The organism is Bradyrhizobium sp. BR14999 (genome assembly GCF_056106085.1).
On sequence record NZ_CM148536.1, the window covers coordinates 7791821 to 7813178 of the forward strand.

The following is a 21358-nucleotide window of genomic DNA, read 5'->3' on the forward strand; positions in this document are numbered from 1 at the left end:
GGATTCGCCGATGGCTGTCATCGCGGAGCCTGTTGCAAAGCCAATTTCACGCTTTCGCTTCGTCCTGGACCGGCGCGAGGTGCTTGAAACGGTCATGGTCGCGCCGGCGATCCTCTACGTCTTGCTATTGGTCGGCCTGCCGCTCCTGCTCGCGGTCTATTACTCGCTCAGCGCCTATACCATCTACAACCCAACCTGGAAGTTCGTCGGTCTGGCGAATTTCGAGCAGATCCTGCAAAATCCGAATTTCCTCGACACGTTGCGCAACACCTTCATCTTTACATTCGGGTCGCAATTGCTCGGCCTCGTGCTCGGAAAGTTCGGCGCCTTCCTGCTGTTGCAGCCCTTCCCCGGCCGCAAGATCGTGCGAGCGCTAATCATCCTGCCTTTTGCGGTACCGGTCGCGCTCGCCACGATCGCCTGGCAGTGGATGTTCGATTCGCTCTACAGCGTGATCAACTGGACCTTGATTGCGGCTGGCATCCTTACTCGCGAAGAGGCGCCGAACTGGCTCGGCAATCCGTACCTTGCGATGCTGTGCATTGTCATTATCAACGCTTGGCGCTTCTTTCCATTTGCCATCGTGATTTTCCTCGCCGGCATCACTGCGGTTCCGCAGGACGTGATCGACGCCGCGACGGTCGATGGTGCAGGCTTTTGGCGCCGCAACTACCAGATCATCCTGCCGATGATCCTGCCGATCATGGCCATCGGCCTGATCTTCGGCATCGTGTTCACGTTCACTGATCTTTCCATCGTCTTCCTGCTGACCCAGGGCGGCCCCGGTGGCGCAACCTCGGTGCTGGGCTTTGAAGGCTTTCAGACCGGTATTGTATCCGGCGACGTGGCGCACGGCGCCGCGATCTCACTGTTCATGCTGCCGGTGCTGCTAGTCGTGGTGATCTTCATGCTTCGCTTTATTCGTCGCCGGGAGATTTGACATGTCGGAGCCTCTTGTTCGCTCGCTCCGCGGAACCGGGTTTTTCGTCGGCGTCGCATTCTTCGTTATCCTGGCCGCGTTTCCGTTCTATTGGATGATGATCACGGCGTTCAAGCAGAACAGTGACCTTTACAACGTCACCAACATCCCGTTCTGGTTCAACGAGCCGCCGACGCTGGAGCACATCAAGTACCTGTTCGAGGAAACCCTGTTCGCGCACTGGCTGTTGAACTCGCTGATCGTCGGCGTCTGCGTTACCGCGATCACCCTGGTCACTGCGGTTCCGGCCGGTTACAGCCTGGCCCGCATGACCAGTCGCAAGGGCGAAGCGCTCGGAATCATGATCTTCCTGACCTACCTGGTGCCGCCGACTTTGTTGTTCCTGCCGCTGTCCCGGATCATCGCCGAACTCGGACTGCAAAACTCGATGTGGTCGCTGGTGCTGGTCTACCCGACCTTCACGATCCCGTTCTGCTCCTGGCTGCTGATGGGGTTCTTCAAGGCGCTCCCGGTCGAGATCGAGGAAGCCGCAATCGTAGACGGCTGCAGCCTGTTTGGCGCCTTCATCAAGATGGCGATCCCGCTGTCGGTGCCGGCGATCCTGACGGTGGTGATCTTTACGTTCACCCTGACCTTGCAGGAATTCGTCTACGCGCTGACCTTCATCTCGTCGTCCGACCAAAAGCCGATCACGCTGGGCGTCTCGACCGACCTGATCCGGGGCGACGTGTTCTTCTGGGGCGAGATCATGGCGGGCGCTTTGATTGCCGCCATCCCCGTAGCCATCGCCTACAATATCTTCCTCGATCGCTTCATCGCCGGCATCACCGGGGGCGCTGTCAAATAGCCATCGTGCTGCTTCTGGCAAGGGGGTGAACCAGGCTCCTGTGCGCCGCCTTCTTGGACCCGCGCCTCGGCCGCCGTGCCGGACGCCGCGAGAACACAGAGTCGCATCCACTGTTCGGACATCATCCGACGTTGGCGATGTGTCGGCTCAAAGAGAATGGGCGTTCGGACAGTCTCGCTGCCAAATTACGTCGCTTGCGCTTGTACTACTTTGAGCGTTGAATTCATCGTGATGCTACGGCGCTGCTGAACGAATACATTCGGCCGCAGCGGATCACCGTCTGGTATCTGCACCCCTCGCCGAGGTCAGGAGACGAGCTGCACGGATGAGGCAGCTTCTGCAAGCGGCCGCAGCAGACTGCATGTTGGACGTAGTTCTCGCGATACAATAAGGGAGGCAGAACAATGACAGTCAGTACAAGGCACCTTACCTATGTTGCCGCACTGGCCGCTATGCTTGCACCATCAGCTTGGGCGATCGCGCCGTCAGAGATCAATTCCGCTCGCATCGAGGCGGCCGAGCAGAATCCAGGCGATTGGCTGACCTATCACGGCGGCTATAAATCGTATCACTACAGCGGGCTCGATCAAATCAACGCGAGCAATGTAAAGAATCTCGAAGTCGCCTGGATCCATATGCCCGGACGTTCCACGCGGGGTCTGCAGTCGATGCCGCTCGTTGCTGACGGCGTGCTCTATTATTCGGGTTCCTATAGCCGCGTCTATGCGCTCGACGGGGCGACCGGCAAGATGATCTGGTCGCACTTTCCGGTGCTCGACGAGGAACTCGTCGCGATGCAGACGCACTCACCGTACAACCGCGGTGTCGCGCTCGGCGATGGCAAGGTCTTCGTTGGCACCGTCGACGGGCATCTCCTCGCGCTCGACATGAAAACCGGCAAGGAGGTATGGAACACGCAGCTGGTCGACTCCAAGAAGCTCACGGTCGGCTTCACGGGTGCGCCGCTGGTGGTGAAGGACACCGTCATCATCGGCAGCCAGGGCGGCGAATGGACCTCGCGCGGTCCGCTGTTCGGAGTCGATATCAAGACGGGCAAGAAGAAATGGGAATTCTTCACCGTCGCCGGCACCGAGGACGCCAAGGCCACCTGGGGTAATGAATCCTGGCGCACCGGCGGGGGTGGCGCATGGATGCCCGGCACCTACGATCCTGAAACCAACACCGTCTGGTGGGGAACGGCCAATCCTGCACCGCTTTACGACTGGTCCGGCGCGGACTGGAAGAACAGCGGACCGCGGCCAGGCACAAACCTCTACACAACTTCGGTCATCGCGCTCGATCCCGACACCGGCAAGCTGAAATTCTATCATCAGGAGCTGCCCCATGATGCATGGGATTTCGACTCGGCAGTCGGTGAGTTCGTCATGATCGACCGCGACGGCCGCAAGCTCGTCGTGCATCCGAACAAGGGGGGTTTTGTGTTCGTCTACGACCGCGCCGATGGGAAGGTGCAGAACGTGTGGCGGATCGCGAAGAATATCAATTTCGTCAAGGATATCGATCCGAAAACCGGCGAACTGATCGGCCGGCGCGACTTGACTCTCGGGAAAGCGAGCGAGCCGCTTTGTCCGGCGATTGCCGGCGGCGTCAGCTGGAACTCGGGCGCCTACAGCCCGAAGACAGGCCTGTGGTACAAGCTCGCCCAGGAATGGTGCATGGATGTGGACGTGATAAAGACCACGCCAATCACCGAGCCGATGGCGCAGCTCAATATCGGCGCGAATTTCAAGCTCGTTCCGCCGCCGGACGGAGCGGCGCGCGGTCATCTTGATGCACGTGATCCCGTGACTGGTGCGAAGAAATGGGAGGTCAATTTCGACGAGCCTCCGCTGGCGAACGTGCTTGCGACGGCCGGCAATCTGGTGTTCGTGCCTGACTCGCGTGGTGTGCTGCGCGCTTACAATGCGGAGACCGGACAGGAACTGTGGTCGCATTTTAATGGCGTCGGTCACAATGGCGGCATCATCAGCTACAGCGCCGGCGACAAGCAATACATCGCAGTGCCGGCTGGTTGGGGCGGCATGGTGGCGGACGAGTTCCCGGCCCTTTTCGGCGAACCTTTTACGAGCATGCCGAAGGATGCCGGTGCGCTCGTTGTCTTCACGCTGAAGCAATAAGAATGGTGAGGAGAGCCAGGGTGCAGTCGCCCCCTGCCTCTCCGGTCCGGATGCCAATGTTGAAGTCGATTCTTCTCATCGCCGGCATTGCGTTGTCATTGCCCTTCGGCCTCTCCGCGCAGCAGAGCCAGGCTCCCAAGCAGGATCAATCGGCCCGCGAAACCGATATCGAGGGCGGGACGATGTTCGCGACCTCGTGTGGCTTCTGTCACGAGAACGGCGGCCGCGCCGCCGGCAAAGGGCCGAAGCTCGCGGGTACGGCGCGCAGCGACGATTTTATCGTGGAGCGGATCAAGAAGGGTAAGCCCGGAGCCATGCCCGCCTTCGGAGGCGCCTTTTCGGAGAGCCAGATCATGGCGATCCTGGCCTACATCCGAAGTCTGGAAGAATGAGGCCGGAGATGCGCCAAAGCGTTTTCGTAGGCCTTTTGATCCTGCTCGGAGCCACCGGTGCCAGCGCGCGCTCGCTGGAGGCGATTCGTACACGTGGGGCGCTCACGCTTTGCGCACACCCCAATGCGTTGCCGTTTGCCAGCAAGCGCAATGTCGACCCCGGATTCCAGGTCGAGATCGCCCGTGAACTGGCGAAGCAGTTGAAGGTCGCGCTGGAGCAGCACTGGGTCGTCAACAGCTTTCAGTACCGCCGTGCGGACTGCGACATCATCATGGATGCGATCGCGAACCCGGCGGCGCTGGCGGAGGTGGGATTGCGCATGTCGCGGCCCTATCAGCGCAGCGGGGTCGCGTTGGCCGTCCGGGCCGACTCTGGCGCGGCGTCACTGGCGGATTTGAGGCCTGGTCAGCGCGTCGGGGTGCAGGTCGGCTCGATCGCCTCCATGACACTCAGCAAGCGAGGCGTCCAAACCTCACCGTTTGTCTTTGAAGATGAAATCATGGACGCGCTTGCCAAGAACGAGATCGACGCCGCGGCAGTTACACCCGCCGCAATTGGTTGGTTCAACCAAGTTCATCCCGATGCGCACGTGCGCCGCATTCCTGCTTTCGAAGACGATCCCGACTTGAACTGGAATGTCGCTGTTGGGATGCTCAGCCCAGACGAGAAGCTCAGGGAAGGACTCGACGCAGCCCTTGAAGCATTGCTCGCCGACGGCACCCTCGCGCGGATCTACGCGCATTACAATGTCGAATTGCGGTCGCCAAAATGAGCAGGGCTCCCGGCGCAAGAACTGGCGGAGCAGCCGGAATTCATTGGATGATGTTCACCATATCTTGACGTTCAACTTCGTCTCAAACAGCCTCGTGCACAAAGGCGTGCCAGCCTTCGGCATCGCACCCCCGGGGATTTTGTTGGCCCGATTGCTCTGGCCTCGGCAGGTCGTCTCTGGGGCATTCGCGTCGGTTTGGCCGGTGCCGACGACTTCCGCCCTCCCCCTATAAACAGACATCGTTACCGCGCGTCGGCTCGTCTCAAACGGGCCATATTGCACTTGCCATTCCCAAGGATGGAAATTCACTGGCTTTCCGCTATTTTGTGTTGAGCCGCAGTTCTGTAGCGGCGATCTCGAAACGAGGTTCGCGATGACCTCCAGGTCCTCGATCAGGCGGCTCGGCGCGCCGCTCGTCGCTTTTTTTCTGACCATCTGGCCGTTGGTCCCTCCGGTACATGCGATTGAGGACGCTGCAAAGGTTGGCGTGGTGTCCTTTGGTCTGTACGGAGATCAAGGCGTGTTTAGATCCGAGGCGACCGGCGCGGCTGAGGTCGTGGCCGGCCGTTTCGAGACTGGACCGATCAACGTGGAGTACAATTCCAAGAAAGGGGGACGTGCAACGATCGAAGCTCTGACCAAGTCGTTGCAGTCGGCCGCCAACCGCTTGGATCCCGAGAAAGATGTTCTCTTCTTGATTCTCACCTCGCATGGCTCTCCTGATGGCCTTGCAATCAAGGCGGGGCGGCTCACAGAAACGCTCACACCATCTCGTCTCCGCGACATGCTCGCGAAGACAGGTGTGCGCCACAAGGTGGTGGTCATCTCGGCTTGTTATTCCGGGGTTTTTATCCCGCGCCTGGCGAGTCGCGATGTGCTGGTCATCACCGCGGCCGATGACAAGCATCCGTCGTTCGGCTGCCAGGACAAGGCCAAGTGGACCTATTTTGGCGACGCTTTTTTCAATGTCGCGCTCCGGAAAGCCGTCAGCCTGAAGGATGCGTTTCTTGATGCGCGCTCACTCGTCCGGAAGCGAGAATTGCGGGAACATTTCGAGCCGTCGAATCCGCTCATGGCGGGCGGTGCAGACGTGCTGCCATTGCTTGTCGGACGCCCTTGAACAACAGGCCGCGAGCGCAACGGCTATTGCTCGCGGGCGCATCGCCGTTTCCGGTCACCCCCGATAAGCAGACTGTTTGGCGGCCCCCTTAGACTTCGCATTCGGGCCGATTCCGTTGAAAAAGGCCGGCAGTATTTCGTTGTAATAGCTCCGTCGCGACGTGGCCGGAACTGCTCTTACTGACCCTATGCGAGCGTCGGGGTGGGCATCGGGATCAGCTTGGCCATCTTTCGAAGGTTTTGGGCGGTGGCTGCGAGGATGAACTCGTCGCGCGCGCCGTTTGGACCTCGTAAACGCAAACGGTCGAGCTTGAGAATGCGCTTGAGGTGCGCGAACAACATCTCGATTTTCTTGCGGAGCCGGCGCGAGGTGCCTCCCTCCCACGATCTCGCGATCTGGCGCGCCATGTCGCGAGCGCCCTCGTAGATCGAGCGGGGCACTCTCCGTGAAGCCTGCTTGGGGCAGCATCGGGGCTTCAATGCGCATCGATCACAATCGCGCTTGCTGGCGAGGTAAAGCATGGTAGCACCATCATTCACCAACGTTCCGGTCGTGGTAAGAATGTTGCCACCAGGGCAACGATAGATGTCCCCAGCATGGTCATAGGTGAAGTCGTCGCGCGAGAAGATCCCGTCTGTGCGGGCCGACTTGTCGAAGACTGTAACGTGCGGCTCGATCCCGTGCTCATAGACCAGCCAGGCGAGCATCTCGGCCGAGCCATAGCCGCTGTCACCGAGCAGCCGGCTCGGATAGAGATCAAACCGCTCCAGCGAGCGCTCAATCATGCGCTTGGCGGCCAATACCTCCGCCTGCCGGATTGCCGTCGTTGCCTCAACATCGACGATGATCGCGTTCTCGATGTCGACCAGATAGTTCGTCGAATAGGCGAAAAACGCTTGGCCGCCGTGCGCCCCCGTCCAGCGCGCCGCCGGATCGGAAGGCGATACGAACTTCGGGGTAACCTCGGTCGCGGCTCCGAAAGCGGCATCATCAAGGCCGGCCAGATACTCATCGATTGCTCGGCTGGCAGCCTCCGGCGGAAGTCCCTTATCGCCTTCGATCCCCTTCTGCCGATTGGCATCGGCCTTGATTAGGCTCGCATCGACTGCAAATCCCTCACCGCCGACCAGTCGTTCCTCGATGCAGCGGCGCAGCACGCTCTCGAACACGCGACGGAAGAGGTCGCTCTGCCGGAAGCGGCCGTGCCTGTTCTTGGAGAATGTCGAATGATCCGGCACCGTCCCGTCCAGACCGAGCCGGCAAAACCACCGGTAGGCCAAATTGAGGTGAACCTCATCGCACAGGCGCCGCTCCGATCGGATGCCGAAGCAGTAACCGATCAGGAGCATCCGGATCATCAACTCGGGATCGATCGAAGGCCGACCGATGCTGCTGTAGAAAGGCGCCAGGTCCCGCCGGACCTGTTCAAGATCGACAAACCTGTCAATCAACCGCAGCAAGTGATCAGTCGGGATATGTCTTTCGAGCGAGAACTCATAGAACAACGCGGTCTGTTCGACTTGCCGATGCCCCATCATGATCTTCAGTCCTGCCAATTAGACAGACTGAATCACTGATATCTCTGCGTCGCAACAGCCGTCTTTTTCAACAGAATCGGCCAATAACGGACTCCGTACCGCCGCATCAAATGGCACATCAATAACCCTCGTCAGCACGTAGCAAGAAGGGCTCGGGAATGGTTAGGCCAGCAGCCCCTCGCACTCGCCGGGCGTCATCGAAGCTGGTGACAGGGAGGTCACCAGTCCTGAGCGAACCGCCGGAATTGGCCAACTGCCGGCGTTAGATGGCCGCCTCGGTCTGCGCGTCGAAAACGTGAAGCCTGGAGGGCCGCATGGCAACGCGCGCCTTATCGCCCACCCTCACCCTCGCGGTCGGCTCGATGCTCGCCACCATGATGCTCTCGCCGACCTTCATATCGAGCAGGATTTCCGAGCCGAGTTGCTCGACCACCTCAATCACAGCATCGAAGCATGGGTGGCCGAGATCAACGCTACCCGCCACGGTGAGGTCCTCCGGCCGCACGCCGAGCATGACCTCGCGTCCGATATGGCCGCGCAGCCGCTGCGCGGTCTCGTCCGGTAGCTTGATGCGCAGGCCGGAGTTCTCGGCGATCAGCGATCCGTTCGCCTCGGTCACCGTAACGGCGGCGAAATTCATGGCCGGGGAGCCGATGAAGCCGGCGACGAACTTGTTGGCGGGCTGATTGTACAGCTCTAGCGGCTCCCCAACCTGCTGCACCACGCCGTCCTTCATGACCACGACCCGGTCACCCAGCGTCATGGCTTCGACCTGATCATGAGTAACGTAAATGGCTGTAGTGCCGAGTCGCAGATGCAACTTCTTCAGCTCAACGCGCATCTGCACCCGCAGCTTGGCATCGAGGTTCGACAGCGGCTCGTCGAACAGGAACACGCGAGGGTGGCGTACGATAGCACGGCCTAACGCCACGCGCTGGCGCTGGCCGCCTGAGAGCTGGCGAGGCCTGCGCTTTAGCAGTTCGCCGATGCCGAGGATGTCAGCCGCCTCCAGCACGCGCTTGTCTATCTCGGACTTTTCGAATTTGCGCATCTTCAGGCCGAACGCCATGTTGTCGTACACGCTCATGTGCGGGTACAGCGCGTAGTTCTGGAACACCATGGCGATGTCGCGGTCCATGGGCGCCAATTCATTGACCACGTTGCCGTCGATGGAAATGTCGCCGGAACTGATCGCTTCAAGGCCGGCGATCATCCTGAGCGTCGTCGTCTTGCCACAGCCGGAGGGGCCGACGAACACCACGAACTCCTTATCGCGGATCTGCAGATTGACGTCTTTGACAGCGTGCACGCTGTCAAAGAACTTGTTGATCCCCTTGAGGACGACCTGGCCCATTCACTTTCACCTGCCTCCTAACGACCTACGCGCAATCTGGATTCGCGCCTTCGAATCCCTATGATCCGTCGTGCTGTCAGCCCTTCACCGATCCGGTCAATCCTGCGACGTAGTGCTCGACGAAAAACGAATAGGCGATAGCAACCGGTATCGATCCAAGCAGGGCCCCAGCCATCAGCGGTCCCCAGTAGAATACATCGCCACGGATCAGCTCCGATGTGACGCCGACCGGCACAGTCTTCTGCTCAGGCGAGGACAGGAAGACAAGCGCATAGATGAACTCGTTCCACGACAGCGTGAAAGCGAAGATGCCGGCCGAGAGGATGCCCGGGATCGCCACCGGGATGACGATGTAGAGCATAGCCTGCCAGCGCGAGGCGCCATCAATGCGCGCGCATTCCTCGAGCTCCTTGGGTACCGCCTTGAAGTAGCCCATCATGAGCCAGGTGCAGAACGGAATAAGAAAGGTCGGATAGGTCAGAATCAGTGACCAAGGCGTGTCACCCAGCCGATAGTTGCGTATGATCTCTGCCAGCGGAATGAACAGCAGCGTTTGCGGTACCAGATAAGTAATGAAGATGCCGGTGCCCAGGCTGCCGGCAAATGGAAAGTTCAGCCGCGACAGAGCATAGCCGGCGAACACGCCGCACACGAGCGAGATAGCGGTTGACGCGAGCGCGATGAACGTCGTGTTCCACAGCCACGATGCGAACAGCGTTTCCTCGAACAAGTACCTGACATGGTCCCAGGTCGGTTTCCAAGTCCAGAACGGATTGTAGTTGATCGAATTCCAAGGCCGGTAAAGCTCGCCGTCCGGCCGCACCGAAGTGATCACCATCCAGTAGAACGGGAACAGCAGGAAAAGCAGGAACAGCGCCATGGGGACGTAGAAGAATATCCACTTTCGCCACCTTGCGCCTTCGATCATGGCTCAGCGGACCTCCACGCGGCGGATGTAGAGAAGTTGGATGATGACGACCAGAAACAGGACCGGAAACATTGCGAGCGATATTGCGGCGCCCTCGCTCAAGAGGCCGGTGCCGATACCAATCTGATAGGCGTAGGTGGCAAACAGGTGCGTTGCGTTGGCTGGTCCGCCGCCCGTCATCACATAGACGATCTGGAAGTCGGCGAACGTCTGAATCACTGAGAACAGCACCACGACCATGGTCACGGGCAGCAGCAGCGGCCAGGTGATGTGCCAGAACCGCTGCCACGGCTTGGCGCCGTCGATGGCAGCGGCCTCGTTGAGTTCGGGACTGATAGTCTGCAAGCCTGCGAGCAGGCTGATGGCAAAGAACGGCACCCCGCGCCAGATGTTGACGATGATAATCGAGATCATGGCGAGGTCGGGATCGCCCAGCCAATTGATCCGACCGGTGATCAAGCCGAAATGGTAGAGGAGCCAATTGAGAACGCTGAACGTCGGGTCGAACATCCACTTCCAGGCGAAAGTCGAGAGCACGGTCGGGATAATGAAAGGCAGCAGGATGAAAGCACGGGTAAAGGCCTTGCCGCGGAAATTACGGTTGAGCAGCATGGCCAGCCACAGCCCGAGCGCCAGCTTGAAGACGGTGGTCACGCCCGTATAGAGGAAGGTGTTGTAAACGGAGGTGCGAAATATTCCGTCATTGAAGATCTTGTAGAAGTTAGCGAGGCCGACGAAGTCGCCGGGCATACCGACGCGCGAGTTGGTGACCGACAGCAATATCCCTCGAATGAAGGGATAGGCAATGAACATGCCGAGCAGCGCGATGGTCGGCACCAGCAGCACGAATGCCAACCAGCGCTCGTCCTCGAGCAACCGCTGTCGCCGCGGAGGGGGCGCCTCGCGGAGCGTGGTGGCGGAAACCGCGCTTATCGCCATGTTCGATCCTCGTCGGCCGGAAGATGCCCTTCCCCCACGAAAACGGGAGAGGGACGGCTTAACCTCAGACGTAGACCTTCTTGAGCTCAGCCTCTGCCCACTTCACGGCATCCTCGGCGGGCATGCCTTGCACGGCCTTTGCGTACATATCAATGATGATGTACTTGGTAACGACCTCGGCTGCCTTGCGCGTAGAGGGGCCTTGGTAGCCAGCGAAGCGCCCTGTGCGCGCCGCTTGCTTGTAGGGCAGCATGATCGGGTCGTCGCCCCACAGCTTGTGCTTTTCCCAATCCGTGGTCGGGCCGACTGAGAAGCCCTTCTGGGAGACGAACCACTTGTCGTAGACGTCCTTGGAGTGAATCCAGCCAAGGAATTTCTTCGCCGCATCCTGGTTCTTCGAATAACCCATCAGGAGGTTCGAGAACGGGACGTGATAGCTGAACTGCCCGCCGGGGCCCTTGGGCAGCGCGGCGTGCAGGATGTCGTCCTTCAATTGCCCGCCTGCTTCCGTCTTGTAGGTATCCGGCTTACGCAGAGCCTCGATGTAGATCGAGGCGCCATTGAGCGTGGCGCTGCACGTCCCGGACAGAAAAGCGCGGTTGTTGTTGGAATCGTCCCAGGCGAGCCCGCCTTCATCGTGGGCGTCCTTCCAGAAGGCCACCATGAACTTTACCGACTCGACTGTCGCTGGGCTATTCAGCACAACCGTCTTGCCGTCTGCTTCGACCTCTTTGCCGCCCCAGGACCACAGATAGGGGTAAGCGAAGGCGGGCGCATCGCCGAACGTGTGACCCAGCGTTTGGCCGATCGGCCGTCCCTTTGCCTTCAGCTTCTTGCCGGCCTCGCGATACTCTTCCCAAGTCTGGGGAAATTTTCCATCCGTGTAGCCGATCTCGGCAAACCAGGACTTTCGGTATGCGATCTGCAGGCCGACGATGCACCACGGCACTGCGATCCATTTTTTTCCGTCATTGGCGACCGCGCGGGATGTTTCGTAGAAGCCGCCCTGGCTCTTGCCGAGTGCCTCAGCGAGATCGCTGACATCCGCGACGCTCTCGCCGTAAAGTTGCCCCCAATTGTTGAGGACACAGACGACGTCCGGGCCTGACCCCGACTGGATAGCCGAGGTGATGCGGGCCTGGATATCGTTGGCGTTGATGGTCTCGATATTGAGCTTTATGCCGAGCGCCTTCTCGCCCTCCTTGGCGATCTCGTTGCGCAGAAGCTGATCTGACGCCGGAACGAAGTCGGTCCAGCGCAGCCAGTGCACCGTGGCGGCTTGCGCATAGGCGGGCGCCCTGCCGGTCGCCAAGATGCCGGCCATGCCGCCCACAACCGCGGCACCGCCCTTGAGGACGTTACGTCGGGTTACCGTCGTCATGCATCCCTCCCTCGGTGTGTCTGAGCTGATGCCCTTCGGCCGGTCTTACGCCGGCTTGGACTCCCTTTCAGCCTATCGCGCCTCCGTGGCTCAACGCATGCCCACGCTGTCGCCTGCGCAATACGTTGGCTCGATGATCTTTTGTAGGTGTTCCACTTGCAGCGCCGTGGTGGCGAGTTCGCCGCGAAACATGGTGAATTCTTCGCAGAGCAGCGGCGCGACCACGTCGTTCCCAATCGTCGCGGCGATACGCCCGGCGGCCCGGATCGTGTCGGCGCTGCAGCATGAACCGCACCGTCATAACGGTCCCTCCCGCGCAGCGACGGTATTGCCGTGGCCAAGCGGGTTTTCCCCGTCTTATATGAAGTTCAGTACCGGAAGCTGGCGTGACGTCATTGTCGCCCGTCGCAGCAGGAAATCAAGTGCTAGCTTTGACGCGCCGGCCATGGTCTCACTTCGGCTCTCTTTGCGGGTTCGCGGCCAATTGACGAGTCTCCTTTGGGGCAATCGCGCCAGGTCGCCGGCGGGTCGAAAGGGCCGCTTCGCACCCTTCATTCCTTTCTTCTGGAGATCTGGTCCTTCACCAAGAGCAAGCCGACGGCAAAGGGCCTGCTGGCGCACCTGTCGCAGCCGAAGGCAATCGAAAGGATGGTGGCCGCAGGCGGAGGCCACGACCTTCGGGCCTTCGACAACCTGACGACGCTCAAGACCTGGGCCGACGAAGGACCGCCGAAGGGCACGCTCTACCACTACCCGAATCCCTACAACCACCAGATCCTATCGATTGCCGCGCAGCCAACACCGCTCAAGATCGCAGTGCAGATCTATTCCTAGGGCCTCATGACCCAGATGACAGTCCGCCACATGCAGGGCGAGCGGCTGGAGAAGACGCTCGCCTGGGCTGAGGGCGAGGTTGAAGGCTACTTGCGCATGTGAAGTCGCAGGTCACGTCGTTGTCCAACGAGCAGACGTTTGTCGGCCTCGCTTGCAGGTCCCTTCGGTGCAGATAGTGCGTCAATCGAATCGGGCGGTTATCGATGGCCACGGTCGAGAGTCCTGCCGACGTCTCATATGGGGTCAAAATCGGCAGTCTGCACCGATGTGAGCCCCTTCCGGTCTACACCCAACAGCCGACGCTTGGACCGGCATCGAGCTAGGCAGGATCGGGCCACAAGAGGACATCATTCAATTACCTCGTCGGCGCCGGCGAGGAGTGTCGGGGTCATTTCGAGGCTGAGCGCCTTGGCAGCCTTCAGATTGATGACCAACTGGAATTTGTTGGGCCGATAGATCGGGATGTCGCCGGCCTTGGTCCCGTTCAGGATCTGATGCACGTCGATGGCAAGGCGTTGGGCAAGTTCGCCCAGATCCGGCGCATAGCTCATCAGCCCACCTGAATCCACATAGTTGCGAAAGGGATAGATGATCGGAAGATGAAGTTTTCCGGCGAGTTCGGCAATGGAGGCGCGTCGTGAAGGGCCACCCCGCGGTGGCCCTTTTGATCATTTTTGAAGGTTTGCGGCGAAGAACTTGGCTGCTTCGGCCTTCGCTTCCTGATCAGCTTTGGCGTCGTATCTGAGCGGCAAATTGAACTTCTTGCCGAGTTCGGTCGCTTCGGGGTTCGTGAACGCGTGCACAGCGCCGGGATACTCGATGATCCGATAATCGGCCTTCGCTGCGCCGAAATCCTTCTTGAGCGCATCGTACTGCTCGCGCTTCACGAACGGGTCGTCCGCGCCGTTCAGAATGAGGATTTTAGCTTTGACGGTTCCCGGCGCCGGTGCAGGAGTGTTGAGACCAAGCGTTGCGTGAAAGGCCGCAACGGCGGCGAGATCAGCGCCGGCGCGTGCCATGTTCAGCACCACCGCGCCGCCGAAGCAGTAACCGACTGCGCCGATCCGCTGGGGATTGACCGAGCTCTGCTTGGCGAGTTGCTCCCGCGCGGCGTTGAAGCGCGCCTCCATCGCCTTCGGGTCCTTCATCACTGCCCCCGAGAGCGCGCCGGCGTCCTTAGGGTTGTCGGCGGTCTTGCCGTCGCCGTACATGTCCGCAATGAGCGCCGTGTAGCCCTGCTGTGCGAATTTCCGTGCCTCGTTATGGATATGCTTGGTGATGCCCCACCATTCGGGCACCATGACGATGCCGGTCCGCTTGGCCTGGGTCGCGTCGTCGTAGACAACGAAGCCCTTCATCGTGGTCTGACCATCCGTGTAGGTGACCGGTTCTTCCCTGACCGCTGCGTGTGCGCTCGCGACCATTGCGATGGCGCAAAGTGCTCCCACTATGTTCGTTCGCATGCTGACCTCCCGCGGGTTTGGCACAAGACTAACATTGGCATACCAGCGACTCCTGCGCTAGGCTTTGAGACCCGTGCAGGTGCCCTCTGTGGCTGCGCCTAAACTTCAAGTTTCCGGATCTCCAGCTTGAGGCGGAGCGCGCCGACATTGCGGTTGGTCGCTGGATGACGCAAAGGCGCGTTGCGCGGTCCGCCCAACCGGGCGCTGTGTCCCAGCGCGGAAGTAGGCACTGGTCCGACCGGGGGCGATATGCTTTGATGGGTTGGGGCGAGTGGCGCGTGGTGGCCTCATGTACATGGTCATTCGCAAGTACACCAAGGTTCGTTCGGTCGCGGACGCCGCCCGCCGCGCCAAGAGCGGCGTCGGCGAGATCCTAAGGCAATCGCACGGCTTCAGATCTTACCATGTGCTGGATGCCGGCGACGGTGTCGGTATCGCCGTGATGATATTTGACGACCGCGAAAGCGCCAATGCGGCGAACGCCAAGATACTGGCGTTTGTTCAAGCCAGTCTGCATGACCTCGATCTTGGAGTTCCCGAAATCGCTGCCGGTGAGGTTTTGGTGAACATCGAGCCTAATGGGTCCTCGGGCATCAAGTAGCCGCAAACCGCACCAGTTGCGTGGCGGGTGCCGTCCCTTGCTCATGTCGTCGACCTGATGTCCCCGTCGCGTTTGCGGCGATCACGCCCTGGGCATCTGCATGTCGTCGACCAGGAATATGCGACTGCACGCGCTTTTCGAGGAGCAGCAACGACATGAAGCTACACACACCCGAAACATTTTTCACCGCAGCGATCGACTGGATACCGCTCGTGCTTATGGGCACCGCGATGCCGCCACGAGATCCCGATGAAGACGAGGAGGAGGAAGACGACGAAGAGGACGATGACGGTGACGAACCGGCGGTCGTGCGCGAGCCGGACGAAGACTAGGCTAGCGCGTGCTCGACAGTCGGCGCTATAATATCTGCCATGGGCTGGGATGCGAAAGACATAGCGCTCCTCACTAGGCTCTGGTCCGCAGGACAGAGCGCAGCGCAGATCGCGCGCCGTCTCGGGTGCAGTCGTAACGCGGTCTGCGGCATGCTGACTCGTCAGGGCCTGAAGCGCGGCCACAAGCCGCCCACGGCGAGACCCAAGATAAGGCCGCCCCCGAAGCTGAGGCCGACGTCATCGGCAGCTTGCGTCCGTCCGGTCGCAAAGAAGGTGTCGCGGAACACAGCGGAGAGGCAGCAGCCCAAGGAATTCAGCAAGCAGCAGCTTTACGCCATGCTGGCTGAGGCGGTCAGAAACACCGGCTAAGAGCTCACCACGAACGTCGTTGCGCTTCCGTCACTGCCTGGCTCGGCTCGACGGGTTTGGCTGTCGCTTCCCAAGCCTTCGTCTGCTTTCAACTCAGATGGCAGCTCCGGCCAGCAAGAAAGCGCCGCCAAGCGCGACCATCACGAGCCCGGGCCAGTTCGATTTGATGCCGAAGCCGCTACCTGGCCTTTCAGGTTCCAGCGTGTCACGCCCGGAGCGAAGCCACTTTCCACCGCTGAATCGGCCTCGCCAGATGGGCTGAAACGCCATTTGGAGTATGCCGACGAAAACGAGGAGCACACCAAGCCATATGAGAGTCATGCTCACCTCCTCTACCTGCGAACGCCGATAGGTTGCTGCGCCGAGAACCGTGGTCCATTCAGCGCCTGCCCGCTGCTCTCGGAATCAGACCGACCTTGGAAGCCGCCGGACGCACCAGCGCGCCGCACGCAGGCTGGGGATCGCACTCACCGAAACTCAGGTGACGTCTAAGCGTCCTGCTTAGTCCTCGTCCGGCTCGCGCACGACCGGCGGTTCGTCGGTTTGGTTCTCTTCATCGTCCTGCTCTTCCTCCTCATCCTCTTCGTCGTCATCAGGATCTCGGGGCGGCATCGTGTCGGGCATGATCGCGAAGACGTGCCGGTCGATCTCGGCCGGAACCAGCTCGGGGAGTAGGGTCATGGTGTTGCTCCTCGGATGTGACCCTGGGGCACTCTACCCCTTTTCGGCGGGCCAGGCACGAAATTGGCGGCCGGCGCGGACGGTTGCGGAAGTGAAGGAGGAGGACGTGCATTGCCTCTGGATGGCATGGAAGGCGATCTGTTCCGCGAGACCAGCGCGAGGTGCTGCGCCGGTCGGGTGCAGCCAGATGCAGGGCGGGCTGTTCAGCCCCGGCGACCCGGTCCTCCGGGTTTGATCCAGCGCAAGATTCTAAATCGCTTTCAGGATAGCTTTGATCATTCAATGGTTCGTTGGAGGCAACAATGATCATTGAACGTCTATCCCAAGAACACCGCAATATTGAGACGCTGCTCGCCGTGCTTGAGCACGAGCTTGAGATTTTCGATCGCGGCGACCACCCCGACTATGAGGTTATTCGCGCAATCATCAGCTACTTCGAACTCTATCCCGAGATTTACCATCATCCCCTGGAGGAGCTGGTCCTTGCCAAGCTAGAGCTTCGGGATCCGGCTGCGGCGGCAAGCGTCGGCAACCTGAGACTTGAGCACCAAAAGGGGACCGATCGATTGCGCCGCGTTGCTCGGGCGATCGACGGTGTCCTGTCGGATCGGGAAATCCTTCGGCAAAACGTGGACAATATCGTTCGCGACTTCATAGAGAGCGAGCGGCGTCACATCATGATTGAAGACCGCGATTTCTTTCCTGCCGCTCTCAAGGCTCTAAAGCCTGCAGATTGGAGCGAAATCGCTTCGACCTCAATCGATCATGAGTATCCGCTGTTTAGCGAGGCTGCCGAAGAGACCTTCGGCGCGCTGCGACAGCGCATCTTGCAGATGGAGCACGAGTCTGAAGTCGGACGACGTTAGAAAGCGCTCCACTGGCAGCGCCGTCAATGCCTCGACCGTGTATCAGGTCAGCTGCCTCGCCACCGCCGAGATCATCACCAGCCCGCCGGTGATCACCGCGACGTCCAAGATCGCGGTGTGGATGTGCACCGGCATCCGCTCGACGAAGGCTTTTGCGAGGAACGCACCGGGGATCGCAATCGCGCCGATCAGCAGCGCGAAGGCGAGCACCTGCGCGGTCACAGCACCGGCAAGGCCGAACACCGAGATTTTGATCAGGCCGGTGCCGAGCGAGATCATCGCATCGGTTGCGATCACGGCTGCGCCTTCGAGGCCGGCGGCCATCAGCAGCGACAGCAGGATCACGCCGGAGCCCGAGGTGCCGCCGACCAGCACGCCATAACCGATCGAACCGGCGGCAAGGCCGGTGTCGCCGATCCTGACCTCGCGGCGGCGCAGCACGCGGCGCAGCGGCACGCTCAGGATCAGCATGGAGCCGATCACGAGCGCCGCGCCCGCATTGGTCAGCCGCGTATAGCCATAGGCGCCGAGCGCCGTCGTCAGCGCCGCACAGAGAAGCACGATCAGCGCGCGGCGGCGGTCGGCATGGCGCAGATAGGCGATGGCGCGGCTGCAATTGGTGAAGATGGCGGAGATCGCGATGATCGGCACCACGGGCTCGGCGCCGACCAGCGGCACCAGCACCAGCGGCATCAAGGCGCCGGTGCCGTAGCCGGCGAGACCACCGATGATCGAAGCCAACAACGCCATCAACGCGACCAGCAGGAGCTGCAGAATCGAGATGTCGGCGAAGCCTGAAACGATGGTCACGTTTTCTCATCGCGGCTGACGCGTGCCGCAGCTTGATCGGCGATGGAAGCGAGCGCCGCTTGCTCTAGTGGAAAATCCGCCGCAAGCCAAGCGTCCTCGGCGAGCGTCAACACGTGTCCGAGCGAAGGTCCTTCCGCCATGCCGCGCGCGATGAAATCGGCGGCCTTCAGCGGAAATTTCGGCGCAGTCCAGCGCTGCGGCAGCTCGGCGAGCGCACGCCATCGCGACGATCCGACGTCGCCGCCGGCCCGCGCCCAGGCCAGCAACACGCGATCGTGATAGCGCTCCGCGCCGAGCCGATAGAGCAGCCGGCGTGCATCGGCCTCATCCTTGGTGACCAAGCGCCACCAGCGATGCCCCATCGAATCCAGCGCCTTGGTCTCGGTATTGGAGAGCCGCAGGCGCGTGGCGACGCGCTTGGCATCCTCGGTCACGGCAACCGTCAGCGCGGCCAGGCGCCGCGTGGCATTCGCCGGCAGGCTGAGCTCGCGCTCGATCGCGATCATCGCCGACAGCGGACCTGTATAGACGACGCCCCCGGTCAGCGCCTGCAGCAATCCGCCCTCGGCCATCGCCAGCGCGGCCGCGGATGCACCGCCGGCGACCAGCAGCTTGAGCATCTCCATGCGCACCCGCTCGGCGGAGAGGTTAGCCAGGCCCGCGCGTCCCCGGATGCAGGCGAGATAGCCGTCGCGGTCTGGCTCGCCGGCGCCGAAGGCGGCGTGGATGCGGAAGAAGCGCAGGATGCGCAGAAAATCCTCGGCGATGCGCTGGCCGGGATCGCCGATGAAGCGCACGCGACGCGCTCTGGCGTCCGCGATCCCGCCGACATAGTCGTGCACGACGCCATCAGCATCGACCGACAGGCCGTTCATGGTGAAATCGCGCCGCTCGGCGTCCTTCACCCAGTCGCGGCCGAATGCGACCTTGGCCTTGCGGCCGAAGGTTTCGGTATCCTCGCGCAGCGTCGTCACTTCATAGGGATGCCCATCGATGACGAGCGTGACGGTGCCATGATCGATGCCGGTCGGCACGCTCTTGATGCCGGCGGCCTTGGCGCGCCGCATCACTTCGTCCGGCAACGCGGTGGTCGCGATGTCGATGTCACCGGGCTTAAGACCGAGCAGCGCGTTGCGTACCGCGCCGCCGACCACCCGCGCCTCCTCGCCGTCAGTGCTGAGCAGTTCCAGGACACGCGCAGTCCCGCCTGCGGTCAGCCAGGGCGCATGGACAAGTAAAGGCTCCGCGATCATCCGTCGGCCCCTATTTTTCCACGCCCGGCACGAGCTTGCCGTTCTCGATATGAGCGGGAACGTAGGTCGAATCCGGCGCCGCGCCGGAGAAATGCGCGAGGCCGATCAACCCCGCGATCACCAGCACGATCGCCGCCAGCGCAAGGCGCGCGACGATCGCAACCGGCCAGGAAGATCGCGCGAACAGGCCGGTCCGGGTGGCGGCCAGGAACAGCGCATAGACGGCAAAGGGGATGAGGAAGATTCCGATCTCGGTCAGAACCGGCCGGATCATGATGAATAGATCCGCTCATAAAGCACACGCAGCATACCCGCCGTCGCACCCCAGATGTAGCGTTCCGCGAACGGCATCGCGTAGTAGAACCGCTCCATGCCGCGGAATTCCTTGCTGTGCACCTGGTGGTTCACCGGGTTCATCAGGAAGGATAGCGGCACTTCGAACGCGTCATCAACCTCGGAATGGTTGATGGTGAGCGCAAAGCCCGGTCTGACCCTCGCGACCGTCGGCAGGATGCGAAAGCCGAAGGCGGTGCCGTAGAGATCGAGATAGCCGATCGGCTCGACGAAGTCGCGCGACAGCCCGACCTCTTCCTCGGCCTCGCGCAGCGCCGCATCGAGCGGGGAGGAGTCGGTCGCGTCGATCTTGCCGCCGGGAAAGGCGATCTGGCCGGCATGGTCGTTGAGATGCGCCGAGCGCTGCGTCAGCAGGATGGTCGGCTCGGGATGGTCGACCACCGCGATCAGGACCGCCGCCGGTCGCACCGGCTGCTCGCGCGCGATGATCTCCAGCATCTTGTCGGTGCCGGGATCGCCCGAGGCGGGAATGATGTTCGGATCATAGAGGCCGGGTGGGACGTCGAAGCCGAGCCTGGCCCTGGAGCGGGCGAAGAAATCCGCCGCGCTGAGCGCGACCGGATCGTTCTTCAGGATAGTTTTGTTCAAAGCGCGGCCCTCACCTGCTCCGCGTCGGCCATGGCGAAGAATTCGCCGGCCGACTCGACGCCGAACATCGGCTGGCCATCGACCATCCGCTCCTCGCCCATGTCAACCAGATCGTAATAGAGCGCGCGGGTGACCTTGGCCCAGAGATCGGCGCGGACATGTAGATAGGGCGTCAGCCCGCCGTCCTTCGCCTGCTCGAAGCGCAGCCGGTGCGCGGCATCGCAGGTGACCCAGTCGTCGACATTGGTGCGGAAGCTCAGCACGCGGTGGCTGCCCTCGCCGTGCTTCAGCATCTCGACCGCCATGAACGGCGCGTCGTCGACGCGAATGCCGACCTTCTCCACCGGCGTGACCAGGAAATGCTTGTCGCCCTCGCGCTTGAGGATGGTGGAGAACAGGCGGACCAGCGCGTGACGTCCGATTGGCGTCCCCATGTAGAACCAAGTACCATCGGAGGCGATTCGGATATCGAGATCCCCGCAAAACGGCGGATTCCACAGATGCACCGGAGGCAGGCCCTTTTTGGCGCCTTCGGCATTGGCAGCGCTTTTGGCGGCGGCAGTCAGCCCCTCGAGACCGCGATCGGCACTCTGCCCTTGGTTCGCCATGGTTTGCCCTGACTTTGTCATTTGGCACGATTGGTGCAGGTCTACGTTGTACCTCGGTGAGCGGTTCCACTCCGGATGAGTCCGGTGTGCGAGGTCGCCACTTCGTGATGCCGTACATAACCCGAAGCCGATAAGGTGGGGATAGGTTAATTCAACGAATACATGGCCTTCCTGCAAGTCTAGCATAGGGCCCATGATCCGACGGATGGCCTGACGTGATGTGCTGAGGTGAAGTGCTGACGTGACGAC

The 21358-nt window shown here is 61.2% G+C and carries 25 protein-coding genes and 1 pseudogene; 11 read left to right on the forward strand and 15 right to left on the reverse strand.

All coding sequences use genetic code 11. From position 1 onward, the window contains the following. Window positions 1-10 precede the first annotated feature (10 nt). The 6 genes from ACR9YP_RS36435 to ACR9YP_RS36460 all read left to right on the forward strand — a co-directional run bounded on the left by ACR9YP_RS36435 (window position 11) and on the right by ACR9YP_RS36460 (window position 6210). Complete coding sequence (locus tag ACR9YP_RS36435; protein WP_474218309.1) at window positions 11-940, forward strand: carbohydrate ABC transporter permease; 930 nt, start codon at window positions 11-13, stop codon at window positions 938-940. Between the two features lies 1 nt (window position 941). Beyond that, a complete protein-coding gene (locus ACR9YP_RS36440; protein ID WP_474218310.1) occupies window positions 942-1787 on the forward strand; it encodes a carbohydrate ABC transporter permease in 846 nt (281 codons plus the stop codon). A 452-nt stretch (window positions 1788-2239) separates the two neighbouring features. After that, window positions 2240-3925, forward strand: coding sequence for a PQQ-dependent dehydrogenase, methanol/ethanol family (locus tag ACR9YP_RS36445; protein WP_474221175.1), 1686 nt, complete (start codon window positions 2240-2242; stop codon window positions 3923-3925). A 56-nt stretch (window positions 3926-3981) separates the two neighbouring features. Beyond that, a complete protein-coding gene (locus ACR9YP_RS36450) occupies window positions 3982-4317 on the forward strand; it encodes a c-type cytochrome (protein WP_130214330.1) in 336 nt (111 codons plus the stop codon). 8 nt (window positions 4318-4325) lie between these two features. Continuing rightward, window positions 4326-5090, forward strand: coding sequence for a substrate-binding periplasmic protein (locus ACR9YP_RS36455; RefSeq protein ID WP_474218312.1), 765 nt, complete (start codon window positions 4326-4328; stop codon window positions 5088-5090). A 373-nt stretch (window positions 5091-5463) separates the two neighbouring features. Beyond that, complete coding sequence (locus ACR9YP_RS36460; RefSeq protein WP_438111486.1) at window positions 5464-6210, forward strand: C13 family peptidase; 747 nt, start codon at window positions 5464-5466, stop codon at window positions 6208-6210. Between the two features lie 185 nt (window positions 6211-6395). Here the strand turns inward: ACR9YP_RS36460 and ACR9YP_RS36465 are convergent, their stop codons facing one another. From ACR9YP_RS36465 to ACR9YP_RS36490, 6 genes are all read right to left on the reverse strand, one after another. Continuing rightward, a complete protein-coding gene (locus ACR9YP_RS36465) occupies window positions 6396-7748 on the reverse strand; it encodes a transposase (RefSeq protein WP_091880269.1) in 1353 nt (450 codons plus the stop codon). A gap of 262 nt (window positions 7749-8010) precedes the next feature. Then, window positions 8011-9102, reverse strand: coding sequence for an ABC transporter ATP-binding protein (locus tag ACR9YP_RS36470; RefSeq protein ID WP_438111484.1), 1092 nt, complete (start codon window positions 9100-9102; stop codon window positions 8011-8013). Window positions 9103-9178: 76 nt separating this feature from the next. Continuing rightward, on the reverse strand, window positions 9179-10030 hold the full coding sequence (locus tag ACR9YP_RS36475; RefSeq protein ID WP_370991009.1) for a carbohydrate ABC transporter permease: 852 nt from the start codon (window positions 10028-10030) through the stop codon (window positions 9179-9181). A 3-nt stretch (window positions 10031-10033) separates the two neighbouring features. Continuing rightward, a complete protein-coding gene (locus ACR9YP_RS36480) occupies window positions 10034-10969 on the reverse strand; it encodes a carbohydrate ABC transporter permease (protein WP_128938047.1) in 936 nt (311 codons plus the stop codon). 64 nt (window positions 10970-11033) lie between these two features. Further along, on the reverse strand, window positions 11034-12350 hold the full coding sequence (locus ACR9YP_RS36485) for an ABC transporter substrate-binding protein (RefSeq protein ID WP_438111482.1): 1317 nt from the start codon (window positions 12348-12350) through the stop codon (window positions 11034-11036). A gap of 90 nt (window positions 12351-12440) precedes the next feature. Further along, window positions 12441-12575, reverse strand: a complete 135-nt coding sequence (locus tag ACR9YP_RS36490; RefSeq protein ID WP_370991007.1) for a hypothetical protein — start codon at window positions 12573-12575, stop codon at window positions 12441-12443. Window positions 12576-12870: 295 nt separating this feature from the next. On the opposite strand from ACR9YP_RS36490, the pseudogene ACR9YP_RS36495 reads away from it, so the two are divergent. Beyond that, window positions 12871-13286: pseudogene (locus ACR9YP_RS36495) on the forward strand (ABC transporter substrate-binding protein); the annotation flags it as partial. A 245-nt stretch (window positions 13287-13531) separates the two neighbouring features. Here ACR9YP_RS36495 and ACR9YP_RS36500 read toward each other — a convergent pair. Further along, entirely contained in the window at window positions 13532-13810 is a 279-nt protein-coding gene (locus ACR9YP_RS36500) for an ABC transporter substrate binding protein (protein ID WP_438111791.1), read from the reverse strand. 42 nt (window positions 13811-13852) lie between these two features. Further along, window positions 13853-14647, reverse strand: coding sequence for a dienelactone hydrolase family protein (locus tag ACR9YP_RS36505; RefSeq protein ID WP_438111480.1), 795 nt, complete (start codon window positions 14645-14647; stop codon window positions 13853-13855). Window positions 14648-14936: 289 nt separating this feature from the next. Between ACR9YP_RS36505 and ACR9YP_RS36510 the strand changes: the two genes are divergently transcribed. The 3 genes from ACR9YP_RS36510 (at window position 14937) to ACR9YP_RS36520 (ending at window position 15949) form a co-directional block, all read left to right on the forward strand. Continuing rightward, window positions 14937-15248, forward strand: a complete 312-nt coding sequence (locus tag ACR9YP_RS36510; protein WP_370991012.1) for a hypothetical protein — start codon at window positions 14937-14939, stop codon at window positions 15246-15248. Between the two features lie 155 nt (window positions 15249-15403). Continuing rightward, window positions 15404-15580, forward strand: coding sequence for a hypothetical protein (locus ACR9YP_RS36515; RefSeq protein ID WP_438111478.1), 177 nt, complete (start codon window positions 15404-15406; stop codon window positions 15578-15580). Between the two features lie 39 nt (window positions 15581-15619). Beyond that, window positions 15620-15949: a GcrA family cell cycle regulator gene (locus ACR9YP_RS36520; protein WP_474218313.1), complete on the forward strand. Its 330-nt coding sequence runs from the start codon at window positions 15620-15622 to the stop codon at window positions 15947-15949. 93 nt (window positions 15950-16042) lie between these two features. Here the strand turns inward: ACR9YP_RS36520 and ACR9YP_RS36525 are convergent, their stop codons facing one another. After that, the gene (locus tag ACR9YP_RS36525; RefSeq protein WP_438111474.1) at window positions 16043-16270 is read right to left on the reverse strand and encodes a hypothetical protein; all 228 of its coding nucleotides are present in this window, start codon (window positions 16268-16270) and stop codon (window positions 16043-16045) included. A 180-nt stretch (window positions 16271-16450) separates the two neighbouring features. Then, complete coding sequence (locus ACR9YP_RS36530) at window positions 16451-16630, reverse strand: hypothetical protein (RefSeq protein WP_438111806.1); 180 nt, start codon at window positions 16628-16630, stop codon at window positions 16451-16453. Between the two features lie 302 nt (window positions 16631-16932). On the opposite strand from ACR9YP_RS36530, the gene ACR9YP_RS36535 reads away from it, so the two are divergent. Beyond that, a complete protein-coding gene (locus ACR9YP_RS36535; protein WP_474218314.1) occupies window positions 16933-17496 on the forward strand; it encodes a hemerythrin domain-containing protein in 564 nt (187 codons plus the stop codon). Window positions 17497-17538: 42 nt separating this feature from the next. On the opposite strand, the gene ACR9YP_RS36540 is transcribed toward ACR9YP_RS36535, so the two are convergent. From ACR9YP_RS36540 to ACR9YP_RS36560, 5 genes are read right to left on the reverse strand one after another with little or no spacing between them, the layout of a single operon-like run. Then, a complete protein-coding gene (locus tag ACR9YP_RS36540; protein WP_438111471.1) occupies window positions 17539-18306 on the reverse strand; it encodes a sulfite exporter TauE/SafE family protein in 768 nt (255 codons plus the stop codon). Continuing rightward, window positions 18303-19559 carry a CCA tRNA nucleotidyltransferase gene (locus ACR9YP_RS36545; RefSeq protein ID WP_438111469.1) on the reverse strand — a complete coding sequence of 419 codons (1257 nt, stop codon included), beginning with the start codon at window positions 19557-19559 and terminating at the stop codon, window positions 18303-18305. Before ACR9YP_RS36545 ends, ACR9YP_RS36540 begins: the two co-directional genes overlap by 4 nt. Before the next feature lie 10 nt (window positions 19560-19569). Next, the gene (locus ACR9YP_RS36550; protein ID WP_128935618.1) at window positions 19570-19833 is read right to left on the reverse strand and encodes a DUF6111 family protein; all 264 of its coding nucleotides are present in this window, start codon (window positions 19831-19833) and stop codon (window positions 19570-19572) included. After that, a complete protein-coding gene (locus ACR9YP_RS36555) occupies window positions 19830-20501 on the reverse strand; it encodes a CoA pyrophosphatase (RefSeq protein ID WP_091894319.1) in 672 nt (223 codons plus the stop codon). Before ACR9YP_RS36555 ends, ACR9YP_RS36550 begins: the two co-directional genes overlap by 4 nt. Then, window positions 20498-21109: a DUF1285 domain-containing protein gene (locus ACR9YP_RS36560; protein ID WP_128935620.1), complete on the reverse strand. Its 612-nt coding sequence runs from the start codon at window positions 21107-21109 to the stop codon at window positions 20498-20500. The genes ACR9YP_RS36555 and ACR9YP_RS36560 overlap by 4 nt, the downstream gene beginning before the upstream one ends. Window positions 21110-21358: the final 249 nt, after the last annotated feature.